Source organism: Pseudolysinimonas sp. (assembly GCF_057350545.1).
The window spans coordinates 1-9,935 of record NZ_JBMRCP010000091.1 but is presented as its reverse complement, the minus strand read 5'-3'; the positions used below and the strand labels follow the sequence as shown (position 1 = coordinate 9,935).

Genomic DNA, 9,935 nt, shown 5'->3' with positions numbered 1-9,935 from the left:
GGGCCTCGAGCCCGCCGGCAAGGACCCGGCCCCCGCGGCGGTCTTCTACATCGGTGGCGACGCCGCCGACGGCAACGCGGCCATGTTCCGCGAGGGCGCTGTCGAGGTCATGGAGGCCGCCGGCATCACCCCCGTGGCGGAGCCCCCGGGAGTCTGGGACGGCGACAAGTCGGCGACCAACTTCGAGCAGGCCCTGACCGCCAACGGCGGCGTCGTCGACGCCGTCTGGGCGGCCAATGACACCAACGCCGCGGGCGTCATCACGATCCTCGACAAGAACAACCTCGTTGTTCCGGTCTCGGGTCAGGATGCCTCGGTCGCGGGTCTGCAGAACGTGCTCCTGGGCAAGCAGTGGGCCACGGTCTACAAGCCGGTCAAGCTCGAGGCGGAGGCCGCGGTCGAGACCGCGATCGCCCTTCTCAACGGCGAGAGCCCGGAGGCCGACCTCGAGCTCGAGGACGGCACGCCGTTCATCACGGTCGACCCGATCTACACCCGTCCCGAGAACGTCAAGGACGTCATCGACGCCGGCGACGCCTCGGCCGCCGAGGTGTGCGCCGGTGACGCTGCCGCGAAGTGCGCCGAGTTCGGCATCAGCTGATCTAGCCGTGCACTGAAGTATCTGGGGCCCCGGGCCACCCGCAGGGGTCGGCCCGGGGCCCCACCCTTCTCTTCCCCCACGGGGGTCGTCGCGACAGACTGACTGCACGCGACAACGACGTCGAAAGGAACCCAGGCATGGATGTGCCGATCATCGAACTCGAAGGGGTCGTCAAGAGTTTCGGCCCCGTGAGCGTGCTGAAGGGGGTGAACCTCAAGGCGTACCCCGGCAAGGTCACCGCACTCGTCGGCGACAACGGCGCCGGAAAGTCGACCCTCATCAAGGGACTCGCCGGCGTGCAGCCCTACGACTCGGGGAGCGTGCGCTTCGACGGCGTGGACGTGCATCTGCACACGCCGCGCGAAGCCGCTCGTCTCGGCATCGAGGTCGTCTACCAGGACCTTGCGCTCGCCGACAACCTCGACATCGTGCAGAACATGTTCCTCGGTCGCGAGGAGACGTCGTTCGGCACCTTCGACGAGGGCCTCATGGAGAAGGAGGCGTCGGACACCCTGCGCTCACTCTCCGTCCGCACCGTGAAGTCGGTGCGGCAGAAGGTCTCGTCGCTGTCCGGCGGCCAGCGCCAGACCGTCGCGATCGCGCGTGCCGTGCTCAAGAAGGCACGGGTCGTCATCCTCGACGAGCCGACCGCCGCGCTCGGCGTCGCGGAGACCGAGCAGGTGCTCAACCTCGTGCGCCGACTCGCCGACCAGGGCGTCGCGGTCATCATCATCAGCCACAACCTCGCCGACGTGTTCGAGGTCGCCGACTACGTCTCGGTGCTCTACCTCGGCCAGATGGTCGCCGAGCTGGATGTCGCCAGCACCACGCGCGACGACGTCGTCGGCTACATCACCGGAACGAAGACCCCGGATTCGACTAACGCAGTGGGGACGAACGCATGAGCGCCCAGCACGACGGCACGCCCACGGGACACGTCATGTCGTCGAACGACCTGATCGGCTCCGGCCAGGAGGGCAGCCTCATGGATCAGGTGAAGGGGTGGCTCCAGCGCGTGCGCCACGGCGAGATGGGCGCCCTGCCCGCGGTCGCCGGTTTCATCGTGCTGAGCATCCTGTTCACGATCCTCAGCCAGGTGATCCTCGGCAACCAGTACTTCCTCACCGAGCGCAACTTCGCCAACCTCGCGACGCAGGCCGCGACGCTCGTCATGCTCGGCATGGCGCTCGTCTTCGTGATCCTGCTCGGCGAGATCGATCTCTCGGCGGGTGTCACGGCGGGAACGTCGATGGCCATCTTCGTCGTGCTCATCTCGCGCTTCTCGGTGCCGTGGATCCTCGCCCTCGTCATCGCGTTCGCGGTCGGGCTCGCCATCGGAACGTTCATCGGGTTCTTCGTCGCGCAAGTCGGCATCCCCTCGTTCGTCGTGACGCTCGGGTTGTTCCTGGGCCTGCAGGGGGTGCAGCTCGTCGTCATCGGCGGAGCCGGTGCCATCCGCGTGCAGGTGCCCGAGATCATCGCGATCCAGAACAGCAACCTCCCGCCCTGGGCGGGATGGGCGATGCTCGCCGTCATCCTGCTCGTCTCGGCGGCCACCGCCTTCTGGGATCGCGCACGTCGCACGCGGGCGGGAGTGCCCAACCGCACGATCACGCTCGTCTTCGCCAAGCTCGGCACGATCCTCGTGCTCGGCGGACTCGTGGTCTTCCTGCTCAACCGCAACCGCGGGCAGGCCCCGACGATGCTGAACGGCGAGGCGGTCGGCGGCAACGTCGTCGAGGGCGTGCCGATCGTCGTGCCGATCGTGCTCGCGATCCTCTGGCTCGGCACCTTCGTGCTCGACCGCACGAAGTACGGCCGCTACATCTACGCGATCGGCGGCAACGCCGAAGCCGCACGGCGCGCGGGCGTCAAGATCGTGCTCATCCGCTGGACCGCGTTCATCGTCGCGTCGGGCCTGGCCGTGCTCGCCGGTCTGTTCTCGGCATCCAAGGTCGGGTCGGTGGATGCGGCCATGGGCCGCGACCTCGTGCTGTCCGGGGTGGCGGCAGCGGTCGTCGGCGGCGTGAGCCTCTTCGGCGGGCGCGGGCGTCTCATCCACGCCGCGATCGGCGCGCTCGTGATCGCCGTCATCACCAACGGCCTCGGCCTGCTCAACCTCCCGGCCGGCGTGAACTACGCCGTCACGGGCGGTGTGCTCATCCTCGCCGCGACGGTGGACGCCGTCTCGCGCAAGCGTGCGGGCGGCTCGATCCTGCGCACCTAACAGGCTCACCCGACGCGAGGGGTCGCTGTCGGGGCAGTCGCGCACCGCGATATGCCCTCACAGCGACCCCTCGTGGCGTGTCGGGCGTCAGCCGACCCGCACCCGGTCGGCGAACGCCGCGACACGCTCGCGCAGGCTCAGGATGCGGCGCTGCCGCTCCGCCTCGACATCGAAGCCGACGTACGACAGCGGCGCCTGACGCCGCACGTTGACCGAGCACTCGAACCGCGCGCAGACGAGCGTGCCGAGCGTGTCGCCCTTGCGGCCGGCATCCCCCGCCCGCTTCGCCGCGAAGAACACGACGTCGTTGGGCAGCCGGGTGTCTTCGCACCACGAGCACTGGGCGCGGCTGCGCGGCGTCGCCTCGGCTTGGCGCAGCAGCACCCCGACGGGGCCGTCGGGAGTGGGCAGCACGACGTACCCGAGCAGCGGACTCTTCGGGTCGCGCCAGCCGAGATAGTCGAGCAGCGTCCAGTCGTGCTCGGTGAGGTCGTCGGGCGGCAGGATCGCCTTGCGCTCGCGGACGGTGACGTTGACGAAGGAGGCGCGGACGGCATCCGCGGTGAGGGCGTGCATGAGGTGCTCCGATTCGGAGGGGGTCGCGAGGGGCGGCGGGGAGATCGATCGACGGTGGGCCGTCGGGAAACCGCAGAGTGCGGGGAAAGGCGTGCTCGAGAAGAGCTACCTCGGGCCGGCGCTGTGCGCGCCGCATACCGCCTTCCGCCCCGCGGGCGTCTCGTTCGATCTCACGGGGGCGAGTTAACGCCGAGGTTTCGGCAGACCCCGTCGGCGCTACTCGACCACCGAAGCGGAGCCGAGCTCGATGAGGAGCACCCCGCCGATGATGAGGATGATGCCGACGATCATGAGCCCGGTGAGCGACTCCTTGAAGAACACGCGGCTGAAGATCGCAGTGAGCGCGACGCCCACCGCCGACCAGATGCCGTAGGCGACGCCGAGGGGCATCCCCGCGTCGAGCGCGAGAGTGAGGAACGTGAACGCCGCGAGATATCCGACGCCGACGACCGCGTACCAGCCGTAGGGCTTCCCCTTCGTCGTCGAGGCGACGCGCAGCGACAGCGTCGCGGCGACCTCGGTGAGGATCGCGCCGGCGAGGAACAGCCACGCCATCACCGCACCTCTGCGGCGGGGGCGGATGCCGGGGCCGCCTTGCGGTGTGAGCCGAGTTCGACGCACAGGACGCCTGCGATCACGAGCGCGATGCCGCCGAGCATGAGCGGGGTCAACGGCTCGCCGAAGATCGCCGCCGAGAGCAGCGCGGTGAGCGCGACCCCCGCCGCGGCCCAGATGCCGTAGGCGACGCCGAGCGGCATCCCGCGGCGCAGCGCGAGCGACAGGCAGGTGAACGCCGCGAGGTAGCCGACGACGACCACCACGACGAACCCCGGCTGGGTCAGCGACGCCTTGAGCGAGAGGCTCGCGGCGACCTCGGTGAGGATCGCGGCGGCGAGGAGCATCCACTTCACGACACGATCCAACCAGTCCTCGCTCACATCAGTGACGTGGATGGGGAGGATCACCATTCTCAAGTTCCCGGATGCTCGGCGTCTCCGTAGCGTGACGAGAGCGCGACGACGCGACCGGAGGCCCTGCGATGTTCATGTACTTCCCCACCAACTACGTCTGGAGCATGGCGGCGGTCGCCGCGCTCAACAACGGCGGGTTCATCGACGAGGTCGACCGGGCCTGCAAGCCCGTGCTCGAGGCGTCCCAGAACGGCGACGATGTCGGCACGGAGCTGCTCTACGCGTCGTGGGCCGCCGTCGCCGACCGGCTCATCGCCTCCGCCGACGACGACATCGCACGGGGCCGGCGCATCGGCGCGGGCGACAAGCTCTACCGCGCGAGCCTCTACACGTCGCAGGCCGAACGCCTCCAGGCGCCGGGGTGGGAGGGCCGCAAGGCCGCGTACCAGAAGTCGATCGACCTGCTGCTGCGGCACATCGAGCTCTCCGACAGCCCCGTCACGACCGTCGAGGTGCCGTACGAGGGCACGAGCCTCCCGGGCTACTTCCATCCCGCCGACCCGACCCACGTGCCCGCGGGCACGATGCCGCCGGTCATCATCCTCTGGAACGGGCTCGACTCGACCAAGGAGATGATGTACTACTCCGGCTTCCCGCAGATGCTCGCCCGCCGCGGCATCGCGACGCTCATGGTCGACACCCCCGGCTCGGGCGAGGCCCTCCGGATGCGCGGACTCACGTCGCGCTACGACACCGAGGTGTGGGCCGCGGCCTGTGTCGACTACCTCGAATCGCGGGGCGACGTCGACCCGCAGGCCATCGGCATCACCGGCTGGTCGCTCGGCGGGTACTACGCCCCGCGGGCCGCCGCCTTCGAGAAGCGGATCGCCCTCGTCGTCGCGTGGGGCGCGAACCACGACTGGGCCGCCGTGCAGCAGCGCCGCCTGCAGCGCGAGGGTGAGAACCCCGTGCCGCACTACTGGAACCACGTGCAGTGGGTGTGGGGCGCGTCCTCGATGGAGGAGTTCCTCGCGAAGACCGCGGACGTGAAGCTCGACGGTGTGGTGGAGCGCATCACGGTGCCGTTCCTCATCACGCACGGCGCGAACGACCGGCAGATCCCGGTCGAGTACGCGCACCGGTCCTACGAGCAGGCCGTGAACTCGCCGAAACGCGAGTTGAGGATCTTCGACGAGCCCGAGGGCGGCACCGAGCACATCTCGATCGACAACCTCACGTACGTCGGCGGCTTCATCGCCGACTGGATCTCCGAGACCTTCGCCGAGCTGCGGGCCTGACCGTCCGCCGCGCTAGCCTGGGCCCGATGGCGACGAAGCCGCTCTCCCGACTCGACCTGAATCTGCTGGTCGCGCTCGACGCGCTGCTCAGTGAGCGGAGCGTCACGCGCGCGGCGGAGCGCCTTGGACTCAGCCAGCCGGCACTCAGCGCGTCTCTCGCGCGCCTGCGGGTGCACTTCGACGATCCGATCCTCGTGCGCGAGGGCAACAACTACGTGCTCTCGCCGCTCGCCGTGCGGCTCGCCGACCAGACGGCGATCGCCCTCGAGTCGGCACGCCGGGTGTTCGCCGCGCACGCCGACTTCGACGCGAGCGACTCGACGCGCGAGTTCACGATCTACGGCTCGGACTACTCCTTCGTGACGGCGGGTCAGCGCGTCTCGGCGCTCGCCGCCGAGCGGGCGCCCGGTGTGCGCTTCCGCTTCAACCTCCACAACCCGCAGTTCATCGAAGACGTCGCGCATCGGCTGCGCACGGCCGACGGCGTGCTCATCCCCCACGGCCCCGTCGACAACCTGCCCTACCTCGACCTGTTCACCGACGGCTGGGTGGGCGTCGTGGCGACCGACAACCCGGAGGTCGGCGATCGCATCACGATGGAGGTCGCGGCGGCGTCACCGTGGGTGTTCACGTACCAGTCGCAGGCCGCTTTCACGCCAGCCGGGCGCCAGCTGCACGAGCTCGGCGTGGAGCCGCGCATCGACGCGGTCGTCGAGGGCTTCCTCGCGATGCCGGCGTTCATCGCGGGCACCCGGCGACTCGGGCTCGTGCAGGCGCGGCTCGCGCCGTTCGTCGCGCACCACCACGGGGTGCGGGTCGTCGCCCCGCCGTTCGAGCCGACGCCCATCAGCAACGCGCTGTGGTGGCATCCCGTGCACGACCGGGATCCGGAGCACGTGTGGATGCGGTCGCTCTTCGCCGAGGCCGGACGAGAGCTGTCCGGCCTCGGCGAGAGCTAGCGGCTACGCCGCGGCGACCGGGTCGCCCGCCGACTCGGCGACGATCGGGCCGGGCTTCACGGCCGCGGCGAGCGCGATCGCGACGACCGCGCAGACGATGCCGACGATGCCGACCGCCATCGCGACCTCGATCGAGAGCGCGCCCTGGATCGCGCCGACGATGAGCGGGGTGAGGAACTGGCCGAGGAAGAAGGCCGACGTCCACACGCCCGTCGAGCGACCGCGCGAGGCGAACGGGATGCGACCCACCGACCACGCGACGAGCGTCGGCAGGAGGAGGCCCGTACCGGCGCTCGCGACGAGCACGCCGGCGATGACGCCGGGCAGCGAGCCGGCGCCCGCTGCGATCCAGACGATGACGTAGCCGACGGCCATCGCGCCGAACGCGACCGGCAGCAGCACCTTCGCACCGAGCCGCGCGAGCCGCGCGAAGAGGAACGCGAGAATCGCCGTCGCGATCGACGCCGCCGCCGAGATCGGGCCGATCGCCTGCGGGTCGGTGAGTCCGAGCGTGCCGTAGATGACCGGCGGCTCGACGAGCACGACGAAGAACGCGAAACCGCCGAAGAGGGTGACGATGAGCGGCAGAGCCAGCAGACGCCACGGGATGCGGGTCTTGGCCTGCGCGGCCTCGGCGGCACGCGCCGCCTCGGTCTTCTTCGGCTCCCACACGGCGACGGCGATCCAGATGCCGATGATCACCGAGATGCCGTAGACGAAGAACGGCGTGCGCCAGCCGCCGGCGCCACCGAGGATGCCGCCGACGAGGATGAAGATCGTCGCCGAGATCGTCGTGAACACCGACTGGAGTCCGAAGTACTTGTTGCGGCGGTCACCGGAGAAGTAGTCGCCGATGAGCGTGGTGCAGCACGTCATGATCGCCGCCTCGCAGACGCCGACGAGCAGCCGGCTCACGAGGATGAGGTTCAGATCCGCGGGAAGCCAGATCGGCGCGGTGCCGACGATCGCGTAGAGGAACATCGTCACGACGAGCAGGTTCTTGCGGCCGACGCGGTCGGCGATCTGTCCCGCGAACGGCGCGAACACGGCGATCATCAGGGCGGGTGCCGAGATGATGAGCAGCACGAGCGGGCTGCCGCCGAATTGGGCCATGAGCTGCGGGATGACCGGGGTGAGCAGCACGGCGCCGAGCACCGACATGCAGCTCGCGAACAGCAGCGGCAGCGCTTGCGCCGTCGTCGCCGTCCGGGGGGCGGTTGTGGTCGACATTCAGATCTCCTTCGATCTTCGGGGTGGACTTTCAGTGGGGTGGAACACTCAGGGCGCGGGAAGCTCCGCGCGGGTCCGGGCGCGCGAGCGGCGACGGGCGGGCGGGATCTCGGGCGTCGGACGCGACGGGCCGACGACGTTGCGCAGCTCGCCGAGCCGCTCGACGCGCAGCACGACCTCGTCGCCGGGCACGAGCGGCGGAGGCGTGAGGTCGCCCGCGCGTCCCCAGAGCTCGGCGAGGCAGCCGCGGCCCGCGGTGCCCGAGCCGAGCACATCCCCCGGCACGACGCGCGTGTCGCGGCTCGCGTAGGCGACGAGGTCCGCGAACGGCCACCCCATGTTGCCCAGCAGGTCGGTGCCGATCGAGATGCCGTTGACGAGCACCTCGACCTCGAGCTGCAGGAAGCCGTCGGCGTCGACCAGGTCGGCGACCTCGTCGGCGGTGACGATCACCGGCCCGAGAGTCGTCGCGAAGTCCTTGCCCTTCGCCGGGCCGAGCCGCACGGCCATCTCGCGGGCCTGCACGTCGCGCGCCGACCAGTCGTTCATGATCGTGTAGCCGAGGATGTGCGCGCCGGCCTCGTCGGGCGCGAGGTGCGCGCCGTCCCGCCCGGGTACCCCGCCGATCACGGCGGCGACCTCGAGCTCGAAGTCGCGGCGCTCGGCGGCCGCCGGGAAGACCACGGTGTCGCCGGTGGCGAGCACCGAGTGCGGGTTCGTGAAGTAGAAGGTCGGGAACTCGTACCACTCGTCGGGCACGTGCGAGACGCCGTCGGGCGACGCCGTCATCCCCTCGACGTGCTCCTCGAAGGTCACGAAGTCGCGGATCGTCGCGGGGCGCAGCGGCGGGAGGAGGGTGACCGCAGCGAGCGCCGCTTCGTCGCCCGACATCCCGGCCTCGACGTCCGCGCCGACCTCGAGGGCGCGGGCGAGGCCCGCCTCGAGCAGGTGCTGGATGCCGGTGCCCGACGGCAGCTCGGCCACCCGGTCGCCGACCACGACGCCCTCGCGTACGCGGTCGTCATCGGGGACGAGCCAGCGGGCGAGTCTCATGCCGGCACGCTCGTGAGGGCCGCGATGCGCGCCATGAGCGCGGGAACGTCGCCCTGCTCGTGATCGAGCTGCCAGCGGCCCAGCTGCACGGAGGCGTCGACGATCGTGCGCGCGCGCTCGAGTCGGCGGGCGGTGAACTCCTCCCAGACGGCGTCGTCGACCGCCGTCGCGCGGGCGAGGATGTCGCACAGCACGAGGGCATCCTCGGTCGCCTGCGCCCCACCCTGCGCGATCGTCGGGGGGCAGCTGTGCGCGGCATCCCCGATGAGCACGACGCGGCCGCGGTTCCACGGGCCGTCGATGAGGTGCGAGGTGAACCACGTGTAGTTCACCCGCGAGTCGGTGCCGAGGCTCTCGCGGATGTTGTTCCACGGGCCGCCGTAGGCGCGCGACGCCTCGCGCATGATCTCGACGCCCTGCTCCGGCGTGAGGCCGGTGCGGTCCTGCTTGTCCTCGACGAGGTAGGCGTACATCATGTCCTCGCTCGTCGGGCAGTAGCCCGCGATGTACATCGGGCCGCCGTAGTAGAGGTCGGTGTGAGTCACCTCTACCGGACGCGGCACGAAGGCGCGCCAGATGCCCATGCCGGTCGGCTCCGGCTTGACGTCGATGCCGATCATCGAGCGCACGCTCGAGTTGAGGCCGTCGGCGCCGACGAGCAGGTCGACACGGCTCGTCGTGCCGTCGCTCAACGTCAGGTCGACGCCGTCGGCGTTCTGCGTGAGCGCGGCGATCGTCGTGCCGTAGTGCACGCGCGCGCCGAGTCCCGTCGCGCGGTCGAGCATGATCTGCGCGAGCTCGGGACGGTACATCCCGGCGGCGGCGGGGAAGTCGGGGCCGCCGGTCTTCGCGTCGGGGATCACCGCGATGACGGCGGCGTCGGGGCCGGGCGCACGGAGGCCGAGCAGGTCGGACGACCAGCACGCCGCCTCCACCTGCTCCCAGATGCCGAGGCGTGCGAAGCTGCGCAGGGCGTTGCCCTGGAGCGTGATGCCCGATCCAAGGGCCGAGAGCTCGGGCTTCGACTCGTAGACGTCGACCTCGACGCCGTCCTCGGCGAGCAGGATGGCGGTGGCCAGT

Annotated in this window: 11 protein-coding genes; 5 read left to right on the top strand and 6 right to left on the bottom strand. The window is 70.4% G+C overall.

The annotated features are described in order from the left end of the window. The 3 genes from ACO1X9_RS12820 to ACO1X9_RS12810 form a co-directional block, all read left to right on the top strand. Positions 1-601 (top strand): substrate-binding domain-containing protein (locus tag ACO1X9_RS12820; RefSeq protein ID WP_486351232.1); only part of this gene is annotated, 601 nt, incomplete at its 5' end. A 137-nt stretch (positions 602-738) separates the two neighbouring features. After that, a complete protein-coding gene (locus ACO1X9_RS12815) occupies positions 739-1,506 on the top strand; it encodes an ATP-binding cassette domain-containing protein (RefSeq protein ID WP_486351231.1) in 768 nt (255 codons plus the stop codon). Continuing rightward, complete coding sequence (locus ACO1X9_RS12810) at positions 1,503-2,828, top strand: sugar ABC transporter permease (RefSeq protein ID WP_486351230.1); 1,326 nt, start codon at positions 1,503-1,505, stop codon at positions 2,826-2,828. Before ACO1X9_RS12815 ends, ACO1X9_RS12810 begins: the two co-directional genes overlap by 4 nt. Positions 2,829-2,915: 87 nt before the next feature. Here ACO1X9_RS12810 and ACO1X9_RS12805 read toward each other — a convergent pair whose 3' ends face one another. From ACO1X9_RS12805 to ACO1X9_RS12795, 3 genes are all read right to left on the bottom strand, one after another. Continuing rightward, the gene (locus ACO1X9_RS12805) at positions 2,916-3,404 is read right to left on the bottom strand and encodes an FBP domain-containing protein (protein WP_486351229.1); all 489 of its coding nucleotides are present in this window, start codon (positions 3,402-3,404) and stop codon (positions 2,916-2,918) included. A gap of 216 nt (positions 3,405-3,620) precedes the next feature. Further along, positions 3,621-3,959, bottom strand: a complete 339-nt coding sequence (locus tag ACO1X9_RS12800) for a DMT family transporter (protein ID WP_486351228.1) — start codon at positions 3,957-3,959, stop codon at positions 3,621-3,623. Next, positions 3,959-4,372, bottom strand: coding sequence for a DMT family transporter (locus ACO1X9_RS12795; RefSeq protein ID WP_486351227.1), 414 nt, complete (start codon positions 4,370-4,372; stop codon positions 3,959-3,961). Before ACO1X9_RS12795 ends, ACO1X9_RS12800 begins: the two co-directional genes overlap by 1 nt. 71 nt (positions 4,373-4,443) lie before the next feature. Between ACO1X9_RS12795 and ACO1X9_RS12790 the strand changes: the two genes are divergently transcribed. Next, entirely contained in the window at positions 4,444-5,613 is a 1,170-nt protein-coding gene (locus ACO1X9_RS12790) for an alpha/beta hydrolase family protein (protein ID WP_486351226.1), read from the top strand. 26 nt (positions 5,614-5,639) lie between these two features. Beyond that, positions 5,640-6,572 (top strand): LysR substrate-binding domain-containing protein, encoded by a 933-nt coding sequence (locus tag ACO1X9_RS12785; protein WP_486351225.1) that lies wholly within the window; start codon positions 5,640-5,642, stop codon positions 6,570-6,572. A gap of 3 nt (positions 6,573-6,575) precedes the next feature. On the opposite strand, the gene ACO1X9_RS12780 is transcribed toward ACO1X9_RS12785, so the two are convergent. From ACO1X9_RS12780 to ACO1X9_RS12770, 3 genes are read right to left on the bottom strand one after another with little or no spacing between them, the layout of a single operon-like run. Next, positions 6,576-7,802 carry an MFS transporter gene (locus ACO1X9_RS12780; RefSeq protein ID WP_486351224.1) on the bottom strand — a complete coding sequence of 409 codons (1,227 nt, stop codon included), beginning with the start codon at positions 7,800-7,802 and terminating at the stop codon, positions 6,576-6,578. Positions 7,803-7,850: 48 nt separating this feature from the next. Next, positions 7,851-8,855: a fumarylacetoacetate hydrolase family protein gene (locus tag ACO1X9_RS12775; RefSeq protein WP_486351223.1), complete on the bottom strand. Its 1,005-nt coding sequence runs from the start codon at positions 8,853-8,855 to the stop codon at positions 7,851-7,853. Beyond that, on the bottom strand, positions 8,852-9,934 hold the full coding sequence (locus ACO1X9_RS12770; RefSeq protein WP_486351222.1) for an FAD-dependent monooxygenase: 1,083 nt from the start codon (positions 9,932-9,934) through the stop codon (positions 8,852-8,854). The genes ACO1X9_RS12775 and ACO1X9_RS12770 overlap by 4 nt, the downstream gene beginning before the upstream one ends. Position 9,935: the final 1 nt, after the last annotated feature.

Bases quoted from the DNA above. Each gene is read 5' to 3' on its own strand.
- ACO1X9_RS12795 (WP_486351227.1), bottom strand. From the start codon at position 4,372: ATGGTGATCCTCCCCATCCACGTCACTGATGTGAGCGAGGACTGGTTG.
- ACO1X9_RS12815 (WP_486351231.1), top strand. From the start codon at position 739: ATGGATGTGCCGATCATCGAACTCGAAGGGGTCGTCAAGAGTTTCGGC.
- ACO1X9_RS12810 (WP_486351230.1), top strand. From the start codon at position 1,503: ATGAGCGCCCAGCACGACGGCACGCCCACGGGACACGTCATGTCGTCG.
- ACO1X9_RS12800 (WP_486351228.1), bottom strand. From the start codon at position 3,959: ATGGCGTGGCTGTTCCTCGCCGGCGCGATCCTCACCGAGGTCGCCGCG.
- ACO1X9_RS12780 (WP_486351224.1), bottom strand. From the start codon at position 7,802: ATGTCGACCACAACCGCCCCCCGGACGGCGACGACGGCGCAAGCGCTG.
- ACO1X9_RS12805 (WP_486351229.1), bottom strand. From the start codon at position 3,404: ATGCACGCCCTCACCGCGGATGCCGTCCGCGCCTCCTTCGTCAACGTC.
- ACO1X9_RS12790 (WP_486351226.1), top strand. From the start codon at position 4,444: ATGTTCATGTACTTCCCCACCAACTACGTCTGGAGCATGGCGGCGGTC.
- ACO1X9_RS12785 (WP_486351225.1), top strand. From the start codon at position 5,640: ATGGCGACGAAGCCGCTCTCCCGACTCGACCTGAATCTGCTGGTCGCG.
- ACO1X9_RS12775 (WP_486351223.1), bottom strand. From the start codon at position 8,855: ATGAGACTCGCCCGCTGGCTCGTCCCCGATGACGACCGCGTACGCGAG.